Consider the following 21,073-nt stretch of genomic DNA (forward strand, 5'->3'; position numbering starts at 1 on the left):
TTAGACAAAAATGTTAACGCTGCCAAAGTATCGAGTTAAATTTTGGCAGCGCAAAGCTAGTTGAAAAGGATGACCACTTTGGAACAATTAATTATTTCAATAAGAACAAAAGCGACTCGATTATTTTGGCTCCATTTTATTAGTTATAGCGCTGGGTTAGCAGCTGTTATCTTGTTGGCTCTATTTGTAAAACATGAGCTTTCTTATGATAGTAACCAACCGGATAAACAGCGGGTATATAGGGCACATGTAGATTATAAAAGCTTTGGCTTTGACACGCTTATGCCGATGCGCGATTTAGCTGTGGCACTAGCACTTAAAAATGATAGCGACATTGAAGAAATATTTAGTTTAATACCTGCCGAGTTTATGGGATATGTTGATCACCATTTTAATTTAGACGCACATAATGGCGAAACCAATGTTAAGTTAAAAGATGTCTATTTTGCGTCAAATAATTTAGATCGATTTATTAACCTAGACATTATTTTTGGCAATTTAGATCTGGTTTTGAACACGCCTAATCAACTTGCTATCAGTGAATCAGAAGCGATCAGACTATTTGCTAACGCCAATGTAATTGGAAGACGGTTAACGACAAAAAATCAAGCCTATATAATTGGCGCGGTATTTAAGGACTTACCAACGCATACTCATTTTCAGTTCAGTGTGCTAACAGCTTTCCCTAACACAATTGAAAAGCAACCCCATGGTTACGTTTATATAAAAACAGCTGTAAATACAGATATTGCTGAACTTGAAACTAAGTTGTTTGAGCAGTATTTAACAACAAAGTCAGAAGAGCACAAAACGGTACAATATAAATTGATTAATATCACTGATATTTATTTAAAAGGTCGCTCAACTTATGAAATGAAAGCGCCTGGGTCGATCCTCGCAGTTACCATTGCGTGCGGGCTGATTTTCATTCTTTTTTTGCAAATAACCTGTAATTTTATCAACTTTAATTTAGTCAGTGTTGGTAGAGCTGCAAAACAAATTGCGATTAAAAAGGCAATAGGGGCAAGCCGAGGTCAACTTTTTCGTTTATTTATCTATGAATCTATTTTGATGACAGGTTGTGCGGTGGTGTTGTCTTTGGCATTTGTTGAGCTGACTTATGGTTACTTTAATCAGTTAGTCGAGACACATATATTGTTCGTACTCAGCAAGAGTATGGTGCTGATGGCTGTTTTAGTTACCTTAGTAATAGGATTACTCAATGGTGTATATGCAGGGGTAGTTGTTGCGAATGTTGATGTGAAATTATTAGTAAGAACACATTATCAGTACCATTTAAGTTTGCTAGTGAAGGGAGTACTGAGTTTTCAAGCAGGCTTGGCGATATTGATCTTTATCGTCTTTATAATTGCCCAGTTACAGCTGGAGTTTGTTGCTAACATGGATGTGGGTTATCAAACTAAAAATAGACTCATAGTTAAAAGTGTACCAGCCACACAACTATTTGAAAAAGATAAAGCACAACTAATATCAGCAATTGCTGATTTACCAGGCGTTGATTCAGTTACTGCAACCGACATTAATATTACAGAGCAAGTACGAGGAGGAGTTCAATTAACTTGGCCAAATGGTCAGGTAATTGAAGGTGTCGCGCCTTCCGTTGTAACTAGCTTTAATGTTGTTGAAGCATTAGGCCTTCACTTGTTAGCAGGCAGAGGCTTTAGTGAAGAATTTCAAAGTGATTGGTATCAAAAAATGCCTGATGGCTCTGAGCAAGTGGCGTTAATTGTTACTGAGTCGATGGTTCATTTAGCGGGTTACAAATCATTGCAGGACGTGATCGGCATGACGCTTACCAATGCTGATTCAAATTTAAATGCGACTATTGTCGGCGTTGTCGCAGATGTTAAGGTAGGTTCAGCTAAGCAGGAAATGATACCCCTTTCTTTTAATCTTGCACGTAGTTACATTCCGAATGGCAATATAGTCATTAAAGTAACTGACGCAGCTTCACATACAGATTTAAAAACGCAAATTGCGGATGTATTAAAATTGCGCTTTTCAATCCTTGATATAGAAGTAAGCGCGCTTGCAGATGATTATGCAAAAAATTACAAAAATGAGCGTCGCATAATTACGTTATCACAATGGTTATTAATTTTGAGTACGGTGCTAACCCTTATAAGCCTTGCGGTATTAGTTTCTCAAACGGTACTCTCGCAACAAAAAGATTTGGCCATTAAAAAGGTGTTGGGCGCACCCATCATGCAATTAGTAACAGGGTTGAGTTTGTCTTATTTAAAACTCGTATCACTGAGCTTTTTATTAAGTATGCCTTTAGCGTATTGGCTAACGGATAACTGGTTGAATAATTTCAACGATAGAATCACTCAGCCACTTTGGGTTTATTTATTTGCTGGAATTACCGTTACAGTCATTACCTGGCTAACCGTAGCAAGCCTTGCGCTTAAAGCGGCCAGCACACGCCCGTCTTTAATTTTACGGTATGAGTAATAACAATAAACTTAAAAAGTCGGCGATCTAAGATAATTAGGTCGCTGTTTTTCATATTCAAAAATAATCACAAGGGCAAGGAGAGAGTATGTTTTTGTCATACATCGCAACCGCATTTAGAGTGTTAAAACAGCAGAAAATACACACGGCACTCAATATTTTAGGGTTTAGTATCGGTATTGCCGCGACCATATTAGTGGCGCTATTTGCACAGCACCAGCTCACTATCGACAAGCATCAAGCCGATGCAGAAAGAGTTTATCGTATCCATCAAGATATGCGTTCTGTGGGGCTACAAGTTGATGGTGCAATTAATCCTAAGATGCCATTACTCATGCGTGACCATGCTCAAATAGAAGACATGCTTTTAATAGCGAACAGCTTCTTTTTGCAATTTAGTGATCATCCATTTGCCGATGTGGTGACCGTGGAGGATCAGCAATTTCGTTTACGTAATTTCTATATTGCTACCGAAAATCTGCCTGAATTTGCTGACATCAATGTGATGTATGGCGATTTAAATCGCACTTTGCAACAGCAGGGTCTAATTGCTCTGAGTAAGTCAGAAGCGAAGCGGCTATTTGGCCGTAATAATGTTGTTGGAGAGTCGCTCAACTATGATGGTGGTAAGTATCAAATTGCCGCTGTATTTGACGATTTAGGCAATAACACCCATTTCTCCTTTGATGTACTAGCAAAAATGCCCAAGGTTGAGCAAGGTCCTTTTGGTAGCCATGTTTATGTAAAATTAATGGAAGGTGCTAATGCGGCTGCTCTTGCACAAGAAATTACAAATGAGCAAGTTAAGCGTGCTAATAACCCTAACTTTAGTGATGTAAGCTTTGTATTTATCCCTTTGACTGAATTGCACTTTAATACCAGTGGTCAATGGGAAATGAAACAAGGTGGGTCATATCTAGCACTGCAAGTGAGTCTAGCCTTGAGTGTATTATTACTGATTATTGCGAGTGTTAACTTCATTAATTTTAATATTGCAGGGGCTGCAAAGCGTGCTAAAGAGGTTGGGGTACGCAAATCACTTGGTGCAAGCAAATGGCAGCTTGTAAGCCAGTTTTTAATGGAGTCTTTGCTATTGGTCTTGTTGGCTGGGGTCATTGCATTCGCATTGGTTGAGCTCAGTTTACCCGCTTTTAATATACTCACTGAGAGTCAATTGTGGTTTGATTATCGCTCTGCTTTTATGTTGGGTGTTATTAGTATGTTTATCATCATTGGTGTGTTGGCTGGATTATACCCCGCCTTATTTATATCGTCATTTAGCGCCAAACGCGTACTAAGTGGTGACTTAAGTCGTGGTAAGTCATCAGCCTACATTCGCAAACTTACTTTGTGTATACAGGGGGTGGTCGCTATAAGCTTAATTGCAGCTGTTGTTATGGTTTACCAGCAAATGGTGTTGGTTAACAGTACAGATGTAGGCTATGAAAAAGAGAATCGGTTGGTTATTCGTGAGTTACCTTCAGCGTTATTGTTCAATAAATACAGCAATGCATTATTAGATGAACTGGCTGGGCTAAATGGGATAGAAAATATCACCTTAAGCGATACAGACTACGCAACAGATATGAATGGCGGTATGCATTATACCTGGCCAAATGGTGAGACTTACGATGGCATGTTTCCATCTATTCGAGTGGGGTTTGATGTAGTTGAAACTTTAGGCTTAAAACTACTGGCTGGACGCGGTTTTAAACGTGATTTTTCAAGCGATTGGTATCATTCCAATGATGATAGCAGCGCTGAATTTGGCATTATCATCACCAAGCAAAAAGCCTTAATGGCGGGCTATGACAATCTTGAAGAGGTCATTGGAGTTAAAGTTACAGTACCAAGACGTAATTTTACAGCAACAGTGGTTGGTGTGGTAGATGATATTCGCTTAGGGTCGGTGAATAAGCCCGAACTACCAACATCTTTCATTTTGGGTTTTGCTGATACAGATATCGCGAATATTGTTTTAAAAACGGATGGTAAGCAAGCAGATGCATTAATTAAGCAGGTTAATGCAGTGCTGCAAAAACACTTGCAGCGCAATGATATAGAGTTGCGTTGGTTGATTGATGAATTTATGGCATCCCATAAACACGAGCAAAAAACGTTAAATATATTAGCAGTGTTCAGCCCTCTTGCGATTTTTTTAACGATTTTAGGGACTTTTGGTTTAGCGTCCTTTGCTACTTTGCGCAGACAAAAAGAAGTTGCAGTACGCAAAGTGCTCGGTGCATCACGCATTAGGATTATGAACCTATTGGCGAAAGAGTTTTTGATTTTAGTGGTGGTGAGTGTAGCCATAGCGTATCCGCTTACTTATTGGCTGGTGGGCGATTGGTTAGCCAACTTTAATGAACGTATTGATCAAGCTATGTGGGTTTACTTAATTGCTGCACTAAGCGTTGCTGCGATCACTTGGCTTACGGTAGCAAGTATTGCATTTAAAGCGGCAAGCACAAGGCCATCGCTTATTTTGCGTGATGAATAGATAAGTAGTTACATAAAATTAGTTACAATCTCTCACCAAGGTCTTTCTGTTTATCGGGAGGCCTTTTATATTCTTGTCACCAAAAATGACGACCTACCTGTAGGGCGTGCTTTAGCGCGTAAAGGTGAATTTGGCTGTTTATGCTGTGTCGCCATAAATGACGACCTTCCTGTAGGGCGTGCTTTGGCGCGTAAACGTGAACTTTGCTGTATATGTTGTGTCGCCATAAATGACGACCTACCTGTAGGACGTGCTTTAGCTCGTGAAGGTGAATTTAGCTGTTTATGTTGTGTCGCCATAAGTGACGACCTACCTGTAGGACGTGCTTTAGCGCGTAAAGGTGAATTTGGCTGTATATGTTGTGTCGCCATAAATGACGACCTACCTGTAGGGCGTGCTTGAGCGCGTAAAGGTGAATTTGGCTGTATATTTTGTGTCGCTATAAATGGACTGCCTACGATCAATGTTTTTAAATATCTCTGATTTTAGCTGCTGGATTACCTGCAACTACTGTATTTTCGGCAATATTTTTGGTGACAACAGAGCCTGCGCCTACTACAGAGTTATCGCCGATGGTGATGCCCGCCAAGACTATAACCCCTGCGCCAATCCACACGTTATTGCCTATCGTTATTGGCGCTGCAAAGTTTTCTTTTTGTAGCCTTTGTTTAGGCTCAACTGCATGAGACACCGCTAATAGCTGAACATTTGGGCCAATTAAACAATCATTGCCAATGGTAATGACCCCCTCAACAATTGGAGCATCTAACACAGTGCAATTAATGTTTATAAAAGTACGATCACCAATTTGCATTTGCGAGCCGTAATCACAATGAAACCCAGCTTCAATTATTACGCCCTCCCCGGACTGCGCAAATAGCCCTTTAATACGCTTTAAATTACCTTTACTTGGGCTTTTGTTAAATAAGCGGCAGATTTCATGAGCGGCTTTGCGCTCTTCAAACAGTGGTTTTGCTAGGCTATTGAATTGAGTTAGATGAGTCATCGTTTTAGGGAGTTAATGAGTATGCATTGATGATAAAGCAAAATTGGCTGCTAACCAAACGGGACTGCCTGTTGTTGTTGACAGTGAGTGATTCAATGAAACCCGACTTTACGCAAAATAGATTAAAGTCGGGTGCCTATTTATAGCTTTATTTATGGATATAAAGCGCTTGAGTCTTATTTTCACTCATTTCGTAACGCCTTTATTGGATCTTGCTGTAACGTTTGGTTGATCGGAAAAAAGCTGGCAAGTACTGATATAGCTAATAACCCTAACCAAATGGCCATTGTTAACCACCAGTTTATAGGCAGGTCAACCCCAGGTAATGACATACAATAGCCTATAATTAAAAATGCCAACGAAAAAGCTAATACTAAGCTCATTGTTATAGGTTGCATAAGCTCTAATAAGCTTTCTTTTAGGAGCCTATAATTGTCAGCCCCCATAGAAAGTTTTACGCCTAAGCTATATCTGCGAACTTTAACTAAATAGCTAACAATACCGTTTATGCCAATACACACCATCAGTAGCGATGTTGATGCCAATACAATAGCCAGCCATGCTGCATTTAAATGACGTTGTCTTTTACCATCAAACAAACTTGTTAAAGAGGCGATGTTATTAATGTCTAGTCGTTGGTCTACTTCTAATACCGCTTGTTGAATATGGGCAATTGCATTATTGTCATCTGCAATAGTAATTAAATACGTAAATTGTTGCCAGCCAGGATAATCTTTAGGTGTAAACACTTCAAAGTCTTCACTTTCAGGGCTGCCCGGTACATAGGTGTTGCTGACAATGCCTATGATTGAGTAGTATTTTTTATTGTCAAAACTCACTTTGCTATTGAGTACATCATTACTGTTTTTATTAAGTAAGTCCGCAAGGCGTTGGTTAATAATTATCGGTGGGTTTTCGAGTTGTTCATCCCCCTTGGCAAAGCCTTTACCCGTTATCGTGAAGTTAAGTTCAGTAAAGTAATTGGCAGTTACTAAGCTATTCCGTGCTTGGGCAATATACTGTCCGGCTTCGTTATATATTTGATTGACGTTAACCGTTTTTGGTAGCCTCATTTCGGACGAAACAGCTAAGCTGCTCACATTATTAAGCGCCAGCAACCTCTGACTAATTGCTTTGTGTAAATTAATGCGTTCGCTGGATTTATCAATATTGCTGTAATTAACGGTTAGTGAGTACTTGCCTTGAGTGTTAATGCCGTTATCTCTAAGTGCTTCTGATAGTGTAACGAGCACGACGTGACTGGCGGTGGTTAATACTAAAAACGAAAACAAAATTTGCAAACCAACAAGTAAGTGGCTGGTGGCAGAACTCATTTGTTTACCGGTGCCTTTACCGCTGCTTTGTAGGCTGTTCATTAGGTTTTTTTCTTTAACAACACTGAGCTCTATGAAGGAGTAAAGTGAGGCAATGCTGATAATTAGAAATGCTGAAAACAGCAATGTATTAATGCTTAAAGACAGAGTATCTAAGCGTTGAATGGCGTCAGCTGCTAGGTTTTGAATAACGATAAAGCCGATTTGAGTAAGTGTTAAAGCAAGTAATACTGCAATACTAATAAGTAAAATATTATGTTTGAGTGTTTCAATAATGAGCTGTTTTTTACTTGCTCCGAATGCAAAGCTGATTGCAAGTGGTTTTATACGCGTAATAGCTTTTGCAAGTTGCATGCTAGACAGGTTGATAAGAGCAATGAGCATTAATAAGCACACACCTAGTAACAACATTAATACAATCTTTCCGCTGTCGCCCCTAAGAGCATCATTAAATGCAGTAACCCGTGCATCCACAGTAAAGTCTTTTAAAATATTAGGCGCGTGCAACTGCGCGCCTTTGAGCGATAAATTACTTAGTTGTTTACTAATTTCTTGCTCTGAGGTTGCGGGTTTTAATCTAACAACGTTTTTGTATGCGCCCATAAAACCGTTAGATGTTTTAGGGTTGAAGGCTTCGTCAGTATCAATTGGTAACCAAATTGCGTTATTTATCTTGCTGTAATCAGGTAGTACAAGGTTATCGGGAGCGACGCCAATAACCGTGAAGCGGCGTTGATTAAGTTGTATTTTTTTACCAACAATATTAGGGTCACTTTTATAGTGGGTTTGCCAAGCGCGGTAGCCTAATACGACCGACATTTGCTGTGTGCCGAGCGCTTCTGATTTGTTAAATAACCGACCAAGTTTTGGTTTTACGCCGAGTAAATCAAATAAATTATGTGAAGCGAGAATGACATCTATTGCGGGTCTACTGGGTTTATCTAGTAGCTTATAATCAGTCCACTTATGATAAGTAGCGACATCAGTAAAAACAGTGTTTTCGTGCTGAATGTAGCTCATTACCTTTGAATTACTAGCAGGCCCTGAGTAACCTTTAGAGTTAATGGTGCCTTCAAGTAAATATAAGTTATCGCTTTGTTGATAAGGCAACGGTGAGAAAAACACTAGATCAACCAAGCTAAATGAACTAAGCACCATAGAGAGCGTTAATGCCAGTGTAAATACAGTAGTAAAATAATATTGTTTGGCACGTTTAAAGGTATTGTAGGCAGTTTTTAACATGACTGAGCAACCTGTTCTACATTTGCAGTAACCACAGTGCCATCTTTTAGCTGAATACTCCGCGTAGCCATGTCGGCATAACGCGGATCATGGGTAACCAATACAATCGTTGTACCTTGCTGATTAAGGTCTTTTATTAACGCCATGATTGCATCGCCATTTTTTGAGTCCAAGTTACCTGTCGGCTCGTCGACCAGCATGATGCCAGAATCACCAGCTAGTGCGCGTGCAATTGATACGCGTTGTTGCTGACCACCAGAAATTTGATTTGGGTGTAAATCAGCTTTATCAGCCAAACCCACCTTTTCAAGACAATCTAACGCTCTTGCATGACGTGATGATAGCGAGTCACCACGATATTTTAGTGGCAGCGCAACATTTTCAAGTACGGTCATTTCGTCAATTAAGTTAAACGATTGAAACACAAAACCAATGCGATTACCGCGTACTTTCGCACGTTGGTTTGAGTCCATATCAGAGACCAATAAACCGTCAATGTAATATTCACCGCTTTGAGGAGTGTCAAGCAGGCCCATAATGTTAAGCAGTGTTGATTTACCACAACCCGAAGGCCCAGAAATAGAGATAAACTCGCCGTCGTATACGGTAAAGCTAATTCCTTTTAAAATTTGACTTACTTGCTCACCGTTCGCAAAAGACTTACTTAAGTTATTAACTCTTAAAATTTCAGTATTCATGTTTTTCCTTAACCAGCAATTTTTATTGTTGTTGTTTCTGCGGGGATATCTAATGTAGAAATAATAACCTGTTCGCCAGGCTCTAGCCCTGACAACACTTGGATCAGTTGGCCAGATGCTTTGCCGTATTGCACGTCAACTTTAACTGCTTTGTTATCCAGTGTGAGTTTAAACAATGAGCCATAGCTGCCTTCGCTTGCACCGGTTGGTTGCTTAATATAATTCACATTTTTTTGTACATTGGCAAAAATAGTCGCATCTACTTGTTGCATGGGCTTCATGGTGTCTGATTCTGATGTTTCAAGTTCAATATCAATTTGCACAGCACCGTCGCTGATCACAGGATCTACACGCACCACTTGACCGCGTACTTGATCATTCAACGTACTAATTTGGGCCGTCATACCTATTTGAATTAAATGAGCTTGAATTTGCGGCACTTTTATTTCACCAACCAAAGGAGAAAGGCTACCTATTAGCGCCAGTTCAGAACCCGCAGTGACGCTTTGTCCTAAACTTAAAGGTAAGCGCTGAATAACACCACTCATGCCCGCTTTAACAGAAAGTTGCTCTACCATTAATTTTGCGACATCAAACTCGTCCTGCGCCTGGGCTATTAAGTCATCTTGAATCGATAGGGCTTCTTTTTGCATCAGTGTTAACTTATCTAGTTTTGATTCCTCAAGCTCAATACGCTTTATTAACTGTTTGGCTTCCAGCTCATTTTTCTTGGCGCTGATCCCGGAAACAATACCTGATTTAGCCAATGTGCGCTCTGCTTCAACTTGCAGCATGGCTATTTCAGATTGTGCTTTTAGCTCAGATACGCTTGATTCGTTATTTAGCATCTCGCGTTGTTGTAGTAATACGGTTTGCCGCTTTTGGGTTTTGGCATTTTTAAGTTTTGCTAATGCCAAGCGCAGCTTACTTTCTAGTTCGGGGTTATTTAAAGTGAGGATCACCGTGTCATGGTTAACCACAGCACCTGCTTTGAGTTTTATTTCGTCAACCACAGCATTGCTAGTTGCAGTGAGGAGTCGTTTATTGATTGATTGCAATGACCCGTAGCCATCAACTTTAATTGAAAAATCACCACGCTCAACCTTTGCAATAGTGACAGAGTCTTTTGATATAACTTCGGCATTATCTGCAAAGCCTAATTGCCAGCCAGAGATAAGCATAGCGGCAGATAAACCTATCAACCCTTGATAGATTAGTTTAGATGTAAGTTTCATAGTTATTCCTTTTTCAACGAAAATACTCCAACAAATTAATTAGGCAATAATACATAAATAATTTTACTGTAACTAAGTTGTGACTATGTTTTAAATCAATAGGTTAAAGGGTTGTAGTAATGAAAAATTGCATAGGTTATGATTGGGCTAAGTAAAAACAATGGGTCGTTAAAAGCTGCAATGGACGTATGTTGATTCAATTAGGTGAGTATTATTTAGACACAGACGAAATGTCTCTTCGAGTTAATGAGCAATCTGTTGTGCTAGAACCAAAAGTTTTTGCTGTATTGATGTATTTTATTGAGCATCATGAGCGTTATATATCAATAGATGAATTGCATGAAAATTTATGGAAAGACCGCTGTGTATCAGATGCTGCGGTAAGACGGATTATAAGCAAAATTCGCATAGTGTTGAATGATGATCACAAAAATCCTAAATACCTACAATCACTTTCTAAGCGCGGCTATAAATTAATTTGTCCTGTCTCTAAATTTTCTACATTGTCAGTCTCAGAAGACAGTAAAAAACTGAGCTCCACAGAAAGTAACAACACAAAAAAAACGAAAACTTTTCTGCTTTTTGCAATTATAGCTTTATTGATTTCGTTAGCCTATTTTATATATGAAAATATTGATGACGAATCACATGTCGTTACAAAAGTTATAGACTCGATTATCTCTGATAAAAAAGCGCTGGTAGTTTCAAATGATGGTCGGTTTATCGCATTTACAAGTAAATTAAGCCGTGGAAATGACTATCAAATTTATTTAAAAGATCAAGATAGTCAAACAGTAAAAGTGCTAGTTGATGATACAAGGTTACCTGGGGGCTTAGCTTTCTCACGTGATGGAAATTACTTATTCTTCTCTGATAATGTCGGTGATGCAGCATCATTAAAGCGGGTAGCTCTTAAAAGTAAAGAATATGAAATAGATGTTTTAGTGACACATTTTTATTTTATCTCTGATGTTTTTATCGATAAAAATGAAAGTAAGGTTATTTATTTTTCAGCTCAAAAAAGTAGAGAAAGCGCAATGCTTATCTATAAATTCAATACTGACGCTGGTTTGGTAGAAGAAGTGACCTCTGTCTCTCAAAAAGGAGAACATGATAGCCGAGCTGATATTTCACCAAATTCAGGCAAGTTGGTTGTACTTCGAGTTTATATGGATAGTAAGCGTAATTTTATTCGAGTTTTAGATTTAAAGGCGGGCAGTGTACTTTTTCAGTATGATCAAAATGAGGTTATTTATGATGTTCATTGGCTTGATGATGAACACATTGTTTTATTAGATGATAAAAAGCTAGCTAAAATAAATGTTAAAACTGGGCGTTTAGATGAAATCTCCACTACAGGCCAAGGTATTATCTCACTTGATGTGGTGATCCCAAACATGCTGTTTGCTATTAGAGATACCTATGGAATCAGTACAATTACTGAGAAAAAATTGCCGTTAAGTAATTTTAAAGATATCGAATTGTTTCGCAGTGAGCAATCAGGGCAACGTCGTATTGTAGATTATCAACCATTGGGAGATAAGGTTTGGGCGATCGAGAAACTAAAAGGTATAAGCGATTTAGCTTCTTATAAAAAACAAAAGCCAAAGGAAAAGGTGGTGTTTTTAAGTACGAAAAAGTCGCTTGAGCTGATAGCACCCTCTCTGTCAGGGCAATATGTATTAATTAAACTCCAAGGTCGTATCGCCATACTCAGTACGCTTAATAATAATCTGACCTATATATCTAAAACGGATGAATTAATTGGCGATATTGCTTTCTCAGAAGATGAAAAATCTATTTTTTACACCAGAAAAAGTAATGGTGAATGGTTGGTTTTTGAATACTCTATTAAGGAAGAAACAGAATCCATTCTTTTTGAGGGATATCGTTTCGTCCGACAATTTAAAGGCGGTTATATCTTAGGTGATAATACAGGCAAGTTGTCTCGTTTTAATGTTAATTTAAAAACAATAAAACCACTGCAGATAACTGTTTCAAAAGAAAAAAACACTAACTGGGATGTTGTAAACGGTAAAATTTTATGGAGCAGCCACAACTTAATAAATACAACATTCAATGAAATCGATATAGATGATGTTGATGGCTCTAGCCTAAGCTCTAAAACGTTTGACTTTAGTGTGATCAGACCAAATTTTTATGTGGACAAAATAAATAATACGGTTGTAGTTGAACGTTTAGGTAGTAGGACTAGTGAAATAATTACAATTGAAATTCAGTGAGTGATTGTAATGCAATAGTTTTAAATGCGTTTTAAATCCACTGTTTTGGGGTTAATTAAAAGCGCATTTTGCGCTTTTTTTGAACTACGGCTTGCCATTTTATTAGTTTCGTTTAAAATCTTGTAACTTTCGAAACGAAACTTAATAAATTACTTTATGACCAAACGAAACACTCAGCAACGTCGCCATACAATACTTAGCCAAGTAAATGAGCTAGGAGAAGTTGCTGTTGAAGCATTGGCTGAACAATTTCAAACCTCTGAAGTAACGATTCGTAAAGATCTCACCGCGCTTGAAAAAAGTGGACTATTATTACGCCGCTACGGTGGAGCAATTGCACTACCTCAAGAGATAGTTGCAAATAGCGATGAGAAAAGCGATTCACTTCGCAAAATGGCAATTGCACAAGCGGCTAGTAACCTTATAAAAGATCACAACCGCATTATTATAGATAGCGGCCGTACTACAGCAGCGATGATCCCTGAACTTGCTAAAAAACGAGGTTTAGTGGTGATGACCAATGCAATAAACGTAGCTAACCGTTTGCTTTCTTTAGAAAATGAACCAACACTTTTGATGACCGGTGGCACCTGGGACCCTCATTCAGAATCCTTTCAGGGGCAAGTAGCTGAAAACGTTTTGCGCTCGTATGATTTTGATCAGCTTTTTATTGGTGCCGATGGCATCGATGTTGAAAGAGGCACTACCACCTTTAACGAGTTAGTAGGGCTTAGCCAAGTAATGGCTGAGGCGGCTCGAGAGGTAATCGTGCTAGTTGAGTCTGAAAAAATAGGTCGTCGAATTCCTAATTTAGAACTACCTTGGCAACGCGTTACAACTTTAATTACCGATAGCAACTTGGCGCTTGATACTCGCCAAGCAATTGAAGCATGTGGCGTGCAGTTGATCTGCGCTGAGGTAAATTGACCTGAAAAGGTAATAATTTCAGCTCATAATAGGCCGACAACACCAATTATGGGCATTTAATATTTAACAACACATACAACCCAAGGTGAATACATTGGGTAACGTGCAAAAATGGAGAATACTATGTGTGGAATCGTTGGGGCAGTTGCAGAACGCCCAGTAAATAAAATTTTAGTTGAAGGTTTAAAACGTCTAGAGTACCGCGGGTACGACTCAGCTGGCGTTGCACTTTTAAACGGCAATACGCTAAATACCGTAAAAGCGGTTGGTAAAGTAGTAAACCTTGAAAACGCACTTAATGAAGCGGGCGTTAAAGGCACTACCGGCATCGCGCATACACGTTGGGCTACTCACGGCAGCGTGACTGAAGCAAATGCGCATCCGCACATTTCAAATAGCGAAATTGCCTTAGTACATAACGGTATTATTGAAAACCACGCAAGCTTGCGTGAAGCGCTTAAAGGCGACGGTTACGAGTTTTTATCAGACACCGACACAGAAGTAATGGTGCACTTAATTCATCAACTTCGCCAGCAACACACAACCTTGCTTGCAGCAGTTCAAGCCGCTGTAAAACAGTTTGATGGCGCATTTGGTACAGTGGTATTTGATAAAGCCAACGATAACGAAATTATCGTAGCGCGTTCAGGCAGCCCACTTGTAATAGGCTTAGGCCTTGGCGAAAACTTTATTGCCTCTGACCAGTTAGCATTATTACCAGTAACACGCAGCTTTATTTACCTTGAAGAAGGCGATGTAGCGCGTATTACTCGTGACACCGTGGAAATTTTTGATGTAGACGGCAACGCCGTTGAACGTGAAGTGATTGAGTCAAACATCACCCAAGATGCGTCAGGCAAAGGTGAATACCGTCACTACATGCTTAAAGAAATTTACGAACAGCCACTTGCTGTACGTAATACACTAGAAGGGCGTTTAAATGATGACCGCGTTGCCATTGATGCCTTTGGCGACAGCGCACAGCAAATATTTAAAGACGTAAAACACGTACAAATTATTGCCTGTGGTACGTCTTATCATTCAGGTATGGTTGCCCGCTACTGGCTTGAGCAATTTGCAGGCGTAAGCTGTAATGTAGAGATTGCCTCTGAGTTCCGCTATCGCGAGTCTTTCGTGCATGAAAATAGCCTACTAGTGACAATTTCACAATCAGGTGAAACAGCCGATACGCTAGCGGCACTTCGTTTAGCTAAACAGCAAGGTTACATGGCTTCAATGACCATTTGTAACGTACCGGGCTCATCACTTGTACGAGAATCAGATCTCGCCTTTATGACTAAAGCAGGCGCTGAAATTGGCGTAGCTTCTACTAAAGCATTTACTACACAACTAGTTGGTTTGTTAATGCTTACAGCATCTATAGCGCAAGAAAAAGGCTTGGATCAAAGCACTATTGTGAACACGATTAAAGCCTTACCAAACAAATTAGAAGAAGCATTATTACTCGCTGATGGCATTGCAGACTTAGCTGAAGAGTTTGCCGACAAGCACCACTCACTGTTTTTAGGCCGTGGTTCACAATACCCAATCGCGATGGAAGGCGCGCTTAAACTTAAAGAGATTTCATACATTCATGCAGAAGCATACGCAGCAGGCGAGCTAAAACATGGCCCACTTGCGTTGATTGACGCCGACATGCCAATTATTGTTGTAGCACCAAACAACGAATTGCTTGAAAAGCTTAAATCAAACGTAGAAGAAGTACGTGCTCGCGGCGGTATTATCTATGTATTCGCGGATAAAGATTCACACTTTGAGTCAGACGACACAATGCGCGTTATCAACGTAAACCACGTAGATGACGTGATTGCCCCAGTGGTATATACAATTCCACTACAGTTGCTGTCGTACTACGTAGCAGTAATTAAAGGCACTGACGTAGACCAACCACGCAACCTAGCAAAATCGGTTACTGTTGAGTAAAATCAATGGGTTAATAAAACTTTATTAATTTTAAAAAAAGCGCATTGAGCGCTTTTTTTGTTCCTGAAACTCTGTTAGCTTAAGTAACTCATTATTCTCTAAGGGATTAGTTATGCGTTTACTCACCGCTCTGTACTTTGTTAGTTTTTGTATTTTTAGTTCACACAGTGCCTTTGCACAATCTGATGTTAAACAACAAACCGCTGATTACTCTGTGCACACGCACACGATTAAATCGGCTGTATTAAACGAACAGCGCACCGTTGTAGTTCAGTTGCCTAAAAGCTATCAAGCTGAGCCAAATAAGGTGTATCCAGTTATTTATCGCTTAGATGGAGCGGGTAATATACCGCTTGCTAGTGCTATTATTGAGCGTTTACAAAATGATAATCGTGCGCCTGAGGTTATTATTGTCGCTATTGAAAACACTAATCGACTTAGAGATATGTATCCTACAGTGAATAAAGAGCCGCAAGGTCCGGTTGGCGAAGGGGGCGGCGCAGCAAAATTTTTAGCGTTCTTTGAACAAGATCTTATTCCTTTAGTTAATAATAATTATCGTACGCATGACTATAAAGTGATTTCTGGCGCATCTGCTGGTGGTGTATTTGCGCTGTATGCGTTGCAGGCAAATCCTGAACTGTTTCAAGCGCATATTGCTTATAGCCCTGCGGTTTGGTGGAATTATGGCGCAATGGTAAAAAGCACAAAATCGTTTATAACTAAAAACAAAGAGCTTAACAGCTACGTTTACATCAATATTGGCGAAGAAGCCGGCATAATGCGTGAAAGGTATGATGAACTACAGCAATCACTACAATCGCCTAAAGTGCGGGGGTTACGCTTTTTTAATGATGCGTTTGATGGCATCTCGCATAACCTGACTTCCGCTGCTGGGGCATTTAATGCCTATTACCACTTATTTCTACCTAAGCAAATGCCAATGAGTGCTTTAACTGACGATTTAGCCTCTATTGATGTTTATTATCAAAACTTATCTCAGCAATGGGGCGAGCAAATTTCGCCACCAGATCGTGCTGTTAGATCACTCGGTTATAACTTAACGGGAAGCAAGCAGTTTACTCGTGCAATTGAGGTGTTTAAGTACAATTTAAAAAACCACCCAAAATCAGTCGATGCGCTTTCAGCCCTATCTTATGGCTATGAAATGCAAGGTGACACTCGCCAAGCGCTTGCACAGATGGAATCTGCTTTAGCGATTGCAGATGACTCATATCCTTATGTAGATTACTTACAAGATACACGCATTCGGCTAGAAGCTCAGCTTAATAAAAACCTGTAATATAAGCAGGTACTTAATTTTTCGATATTTTATCGATAAAAAGTCCTATTATGCATCCAGTAGTTCTAAATGATTTTTTAAATTTTCAACGTTAAGTTATGAGCTAAGCTATCGCGACGATATTTACTCGGGGTCTGATTAAATAATTTTTTAAATGCGTAAATGTAAGCTGAATCAGAGGTATAGCCTAACTCTAATGCAATATCTTGAATCGAGCCCTTTGAATCCAAAAGTTGTAAAGATAAAACGAGTCTTATATTTTGCCGCCACAATGAGAAAGATTGATTAAATTCTTTTGCGCAAACTCTCGATAAAGTGCGTTCTGATGCCCCTACTTTTTTAGCCCATTCTTTTAGCGTGAATGACAAATCAGGTTGTTGCTTAAGTTGTTTGAAAATTGCTAGCAGGCGTTTATCGGTTGGCAGTAATAATGGGATGTCATAACTATTAGCCATGACAGTTTGATCTCTGAGCACTAGTAATAAATGAGTAGTATTGGATTCTGATTGTTGGCTCATTTCATTTTCAAACAAGAGCAATATGAGCTGTTTAATGAATGGAGTTACAAGGCAGGATTTAGCTTCACTTGCATACTCTACCCATACATCAGGATTAAGATAAATGGCTAAAAACTCAGTATTCGTAACTGCTACAGATTTATGAGACGTGTTTGCGGGTATGTATAGCATTGCATTGTGAGGCACGATTATGCTTTTACCACCAATGCTTGATTGTAGTAAACCTTTAAATGGGAATACTATTTGATGCCATGGGTGTGAGTGAAAATCATCAACGTAACCAGCAGGCATATGAATTGTTTTTGTTATTAGCTGTTTATGAGTATAACTTTGGATTAGCTCGTTAGCTTGCATGGTGACGGTTTATCGATGTTTTGTGTCTGTTAGTATAAAACGCATAGCTCTGATTTGGTATATCATCGTGAGCCTCTGTTATTTAAAAGGTAAAAAAATGCATATTCACTTTATTATCCATGAGTATTTTGAAGCGCCAGGTGCATACGAAACTTGGGCTAGAATGCAGGGTTATACTATTAGTTATTCTAAGGTGTATGAAGGTAGCCCTCTGTTAGATGCGATTAAAGATATTGATATTTTAATTGTAATGGGTGGCCCTCAAAGTCCTAATACAACAATTGAACAATGCCCTTATTTTGATGCAAAAGGTGAGCAAGCCCTAATCTTAAAAGCGATTGCGGCTGGGAAAATTGTACTTGGCGTTTGTTTAGGGGCTCAGTTGATTGGCGAAGCATTAGGTGCTCATTATGAACATAGTCCTGAGCGTGAGATTGGTAAATTTCCAATTACTTTAACACCAGCAGGTTTAGTGCACCCCTTGTTTGAGCACTTCGATAAAGTGTTAGAAGTCGGTCATTGGCACAATGATATGCCGGGGCTGACACCTGATGCAAAGATCATCGCATATAGCGAGGGCTGCCCAAGGCAAATCGTTGCTTATAATGAGCGAGTATTTGGTTTTCAATGTCATATGGAGCTAACTAAAGAGGTTGTAGCCTTGCTAATTGAGCATGATGATCTTAGTGAAACTGCAAAATACCGCTTTGTTGAGGAGCCAGAAGTATTACTTGCTCATGACTATGATGCTATGAACCAAAAGATCTATTTATTTTTAGATAAATTAGTAAATACCTATTAGCTCAAAAGTATGTGCTGCGCTGCCTGTTTCTATCGTTTTTCTCTAACCTGAAGTCAGATAGAGTTACTTTAGCCGTCGTGCTATGGTTTTTATTTAGTTAAATCAATGAACAACGTCGCTTCGTTTTAACTAGTGGGTCGAATATTTTCATCAAAGCCATTATTAAAACCACTAATCCCTACAGAGTAGCTAATAAACGTGCCAGAAATACAGGCTTTTTTCGTCATGGCTACAATGTATATATGGCGATATCTGTCTAGCAAAATGATTTAGGTAAAGTACCCAAAATAAGTCCTAAACTAATAAATAAGTCAGCCGATACAGAAATACTTGAATGCAGAACAACTAAAAAAGGAACTTTTATGACTATTAATTTTAATATTCATCAAGCGGTAAGTCTGACTACTACAAATCAACCCAAAGCGCCGATAGCTCCTCAGCAGCAAGTGGCAGATGCTAAAAAAGAGGTAGAACCAGAAGCAGAAGCGATTGCTGCATTTACCGGAGGAGCACAAAAAAGCTCACCCTATAGTGCGCTGCTTAATCCTGAAGGCTTTGACTTTAGTAATATGTCGATCAATGAATTCAAAGGGATAGTCGATGCGGTGAGAAAACTTGAGTCGGATACACAAAGAGCAAGCGGTAACACAGAAAGCCTCAGAGGAGCATTTTGGGGGGATGTTATGGATGTAAAGGGCTCTCTTGAAGGGATCAACTTCCAGAACAGAGGTTTTTCTTCAAGTGATAAAATCGATATAACAGCATTTTTTGAACTTGGTGTTAAGGAAGCACAACAAATGCGAAAAGAGCACCCTCGCTCTTTTAGTAAAGTTGTTGGATATGCGCAGTCTGCTTTATCAACGGTAGAAAAATTAACCTCAGAATCTTTTATTAAAGAATATCAAGCTAAGGCCGTTGAGTTCTTAAAAAGCCAAGATACCCCATTGATAAAAACGCAGGCTTAGTTAAGCCTGCGCATGAATAGATTAATTTTCGCGGTATTCGTAGCGCACACCACCACACGTGCCATTACCTAAAACACATTAAAATCACTTATCCCTACTTAACGGGCAATAAATACGCTAAAATTGCAGGCTATTTTTAGTAATGAGCCGCACTTTTTATGACCTCAGCCGCAAACCCTAGTAATTTCAACGAACTTGGCCTTATTCCAGAGCTAATTGCTCGATTGTCTGATCTTGAATACACGCAACCTACGTCGATTCAGGCTAAAGCAATTCCAAGTATCTTGGCGGGAAGTGACTTAATTGCTGGGGCGAATACCGGCTCAGGTAAAACAGCAACGTTTGCATTACCTATGTTGCAAAAAGCTTTCCTAGAGCAGGGCGCTAAAAGTACTGCAAGTAAGGGTAACTTTGTAACAGGGCTTATTTTAGTGCCGACTCGTGAGCTTGCTACGCAAGTGGCCGATAGCGTTAAATCATACTCTGCAAACTTTAATGGCGCGATTAAAACAGTAGCTGTGTTTGGTGGTGTGTCGGTTAATACGCAAATGCAGGCATTACGTGGCGGTGCCGATATTATCGTGGCAACACCAGGTCGTTTGCTCGATTTAATCTCAAGTAATGCGATTAAGCTCGATAAAGTTTCAACCTTAGTGCTTGACGAAGCCGACCGCATGTTAAGCCTTGGCTTTACTGAAGAGCTTGCTGAGCTATTGGCATTAATGCCAGTTAAAAAGCAAACTATGTTGTTCTCAGCGACCTTTCCTGAGCAAGTAACACAATTAACGCAAGAGCTGCTAAATAATCCAGTTGAAATACAAGTACAAAACAAAGAAGAGAGCACACTTGTACAGCGCGTGTTTAGTGTTAACAAAGGCGAGAAAACCACGGTTTTAGCGCATTTAATTAAAACTCATAAATGGCGCCAAGCACTGATTTTTGTGAACGCCAAAAAAGACTGTGAGCACTTAGCCAGCAAACTTGAAAAACGCGGTGTGAACGCGCAAGTATTCCACGGCGATAAAGGCCAAAGTGAACGAACTCACGTAATAGAAAAATTTAAAGCGGGTGAGATTGAAGTGCTTATTGCAACCGATATTGCCGCCCGTGGTTTAGATATTGAAAAGCTGCCAGTGGTAATAAACTTTAACCTACCACGCAGCCCCGCTGATTACATGCACCGTATTGGCCGAAGTGGCCGTGCTGGTGAAGTAGGTTTAGCGTTATCACTAATTGATTACGAAGACTTTCATCACTTTAGAATCATCGAGAAGAAAAACAAACTACGTTTAGAGCGCGAAGAGGTTACAGGCTTTGCCGTAAACCCAGCCAACCTTGATGCAGCACAGGCGCTTAAAAACGATAAGCCAATGGCAAAACCTGAAGGTACTGGTAAAAAGAAGAAGAAAAAAGCCAATCAAGAAGATGATGTATGGAGCGGTTGGCGTCGTAAGTAAAGCTACTTTTAATAGCTATATAAAAAACGAAAAAAGACGCAACTGCGTCTTTTTTATTGAGCTTGTATAA

General features: G+C 39.5%; 15 protein-coding genes. 9 read left to right on the top strand and 6 right to left on the bottom strand.

Going from position 1 to position 21,073, the window contains the following annotated elements:
• Positions 1-78 precede the first annotated feature (78 nt).
• Complete coding sequence (locus A7967_RS08910; RefSeq protein WP_054205807.1) at positions 79-2,475, top strand: ABC transporter permease; 2,397 nt, start codon at positions 79-81, stop codon at positions 2,473-2,475.
• Positions 2,476-2,563: 88 nt separating this feature from the next.
• Entirely contained in the window at positions 2,564-4,975 is a 2,412-nt protein-coding gene (locus A7967_RS08915) for an ABC transporter permease (protein ID WP_054205808.1), read from the top strand.
• 65 nt (positions 4,976-5,040) lie between these two features.
• Here the strand turns inward: A7967_RS08915 and A7967_RS08920 are convergent, their stop codons facing one another.
• The 5 genes from A7967_RS08920 to A7967_RS08940 form a co-directional block, all read right to left on the bottom strand.
• On the bottom strand, positions 5,041-5,346 hold the full coding sequence (locus A7967_RS08920; RefSeq protein WP_157601504.1) for a hypothetical protein: 306 nt from the start codon (positions 5,344-5,346) through the stop codon (positions 5,041-5,043).
• A 98-nt stretch (positions 5,347-5,444) separates the two neighbouring features.
• Complete coding sequence (locus tag A7967_RS08925; RefSeq protein ID WP_054205810.1) at positions 5,445-5,981, bottom strand: sugar O-acetyltransferase; 537 nt, start codon at positions 5,979-5,981, stop codon at positions 5,445-5,447.
• 182 nt (positions 5,982-6,163) lie between these two features.
• Entirely contained in the window at positions 6,164-8,557 is a 2,394-nt protein-coding gene (locus tag A7967_RS08930) for an ABC transporter permease (protein ID WP_054205811.1), read from the bottom strand.
• Complete coding sequence (locus A7967_RS08935) at positions 8,551-9,255, bottom strand: ABC transporter ATP-binding protein (protein ID WP_054205812.1); 705 nt, start codon at positions 9,253-9,255, stop codon at positions 8,551-8,553. The genes A7967_RS08930 and A7967_RS08935 overlap by 7 nt, the downstream gene beginning before the upstream one ends.
• 8 nt (positions 9,256-9,263) lie before the next feature.
• On the bottom strand, positions 9,264-10,490 hold the full coding sequence (locus tag A7967_RS08940) for an efflux RND transporter periplasmic adaptor subunit (protein ID WP_054205813.1): 1,227 nt from the start codon (positions 10,488-10,490) through the stop codon (positions 9,264-9,266).
• A gap of 188 nt (positions 10,491-10,678) precedes the next feature.
• Here A7967_RS08940 and A7967_RS08945 point away from each other — a divergent pair, with 188 nt between their 5' ends.
• The 4 genes from A7967_RS08945 (at position 10,679) to A7967_RS08960 (ending at position 16,907) form a co-directional block, all read left to right on the top strand.
• Positions 10,679-12,733, top strand: a complete 2,055-nt coding sequence (locus A7967_RS08945) for a winged helix-turn-helix domain-containing protein (protein ID WP_054205814.1) — start codon at positions 10,679-10,681, stop codon at positions 12,731-12,733.
• A gap of 156 nt (positions 12,734-12,889) precedes the next feature.
• Positions 12,890-13,660, top strand: coding sequence for a DeoR/GlpR family DNA-binding transcription regulator (locus A7967_RS08950; RefSeq protein ID WP_054205815.1), 771 nt, complete (start codon positions 12,890-12,892; stop codon positions 13,658-13,660).
• Positions 13,661-13,783: 123 nt separating this feature from the next.
• A complete protein-coding gene (gene glmS, locus A7967_RS08955) occupies positions 13,784-15,604 on the top strand; it encodes a glutamine--fructose-6-phosphate transaminase (isomerizing) (protein WP_054205816.1) in 1,821 nt (606 codons plus the stop codon).
• 112 nt (positions 15,605-15,716) lie between these two features.
• Positions 15,717-16,907: an alpha/beta hydrolase gene (locus A7967_RS08960; protein ID WP_054205817.1), complete on the top strand. Its 1,191-nt coding sequence runs from the start codon at positions 15,717-15,719 to the stop codon at positions 16,905-16,907.
• Between the two features lie 77 nt (positions 16,908-16,984).
• Here the strand turns inward: A7967_RS08960 and A7967_RS08965 are convergent, their stop codons facing one another.
• Positions 16,985-17,779 (bottom strand): helix-turn-helix transcriptional regulator, encoded by a 795-nt coding sequence (locus tag A7967_RS08965; protein ID WP_054205818.1) that lies wholly within the window; start codon positions 17,777-17,779, stop codon positions 16,985-16,987.
• A gap of 97 nt (positions 17,780-17,876) precedes the next feature.
• Here A7967_RS08965 and A7967_RS08970 point away from each other — a divergent pair, with 97 nt between their 5' ends.
• From A7967_RS08970 to A7967_RS08980, 3 genes are all read left to right on the top strand, one after another.
• Positions 17,877-18,581, top strand: a complete 705-nt coding sequence (locus A7967_RS08970) for a type 1 glutamine amidotransferase (protein ID WP_064435637.1) — start codon at positions 17,877-17,879, stop codon at positions 18,579-18,581.
• Between the two features lie 362 nt (positions 18,582-18,943).
• Positions 18,944-19,546, top strand: coding sequence for a hypothetical protein (locus tag A7967_RS08975; protein WP_054205820.1), 603 nt, complete (start codon positions 18,944-18,946; stop codon positions 19,544-19,546).
• Between the two features lie 158 nt (positions 19,547-19,704).
• Complete coding sequence (locus A7967_RS08980) at positions 19,705-21,003, top strand: DEAD/DEAH box helicase (RefSeq protein WP_064435638.1); 1,299 nt, start codon at positions 19,705-19,707, stop codon at positions 21,001-21,003.
• Positions 21,004-21,073 lie beyond the last annotated feature (70 nt).

The organism is Pseudoalteromonas neustonica (assembly GCF_001653135.1).
In the GTDB taxonomy this organism is placed as follows: Bacteria; Pseudomonadota; Gammaproteobacteria; order Enterobacterales; family Alteromonadaceae; genus Pseudoalteromonas; species Pseudoalteromonas neustonica.

Excerpts from the sequence above, each read along its gene's own strand:
- A7967_RS08965 (WP_054205818.1), bottom strand. The coding sequence starts at position 17,779 with ATGCAAGCTAACGAGCTAATCCAAAGTTATACTCATAAACAGCTAATA.
- A7967_RS08935 (WP_054205812.1), bottom strand. The coding sequence starts at position 9,255 with ATGAATACTGAAATTTTAAGAGTTAATAACTTAAGTAAGTCTTTTGCG.
- A7967_RS08980 (WP_064435638.1), top strand. The coding sequence starts at position 19,705 with ATGACCTCAGCCGCAAACCCTAGTAATTTCAACGAACTTGGCCTTATT.
- A7967_RS08920 (WP_157601504.1), bottom strand. The coding sequence starts at position 5,346 with ATGGCGACACAACATATACAGCCAAATTCACCTTTACGCGCTAAAGCA.
- A7967_RS08975 (WP_054205820.1), top strand. The coding sequence starts at position 18,944 with ATGACTATTAATTTTAATATTCATCAAGCGGTAAGTCTGACTACTACA.
- A7967_RS08940 (WP_054205813.1), bottom strand. The coding sequence starts at position 10,490 with ATGAAACTTACATCTAAACTAATCTATCAAGGGTTGATAGGTTTATCT.
- A7967_RS08970 (WP_064435637.1), top strand. The coding sequence starts at position 17,877 with ATGCATATTCACTTTATTATCCATGAGTATTTTGAAGCGCCAGGTGCA.
- A7967_RS08950 (WP_054205815.1), top strand. The coding sequence starts at position 12,890 with ATGACCAAACGAAACACTCAGCAACGTCGCCATACAATACTTAGCCAA.
- A7967_RS08915 (WP_054205808.1), top strand. The coding sequence starts at position 2,564 with ATGTTTTTGTCATACATCGCAACCGCATTTAGAGTGTTAAAACAGCAG.
- A7967_RS08930 (WP_054205811.1), bottom strand. The coding sequence starts at position 8,557 with ATGTTAAAAACTGCCTACAATACCTTTAAACGTGCCAAACAATATTAT.
- glmS (WP_054205816.1), top strand. The coding sequence starts at position 13,784 with ATGTGTGGAATCGTTGGGGCAGTTGCAGAACGCCCAGTAAATAAAATT.
- A7967_RS08960 (WP_054205817.1), top strand. The coding sequence starts at position 15,717 with ATGCGTTTACTCACCGCTCTGTACTTTGTTAGTTTTTGTATTTTTAGT.
- A7967_RS08945 (WP_054205814.1), top strand. The coding sequence starts at position 10,679 with ATGTTGATTCAATTAGGTGAGTATTATTTAGACACAGACGAAATGTCT.
- A7967_RS08925 (WP_054205810.1), bottom strand. The coding sequence starts at position 5,981 with ATGACTCATCTAACTCAATTCAATAGCCTAGCAAAACCACTGTTTGAA.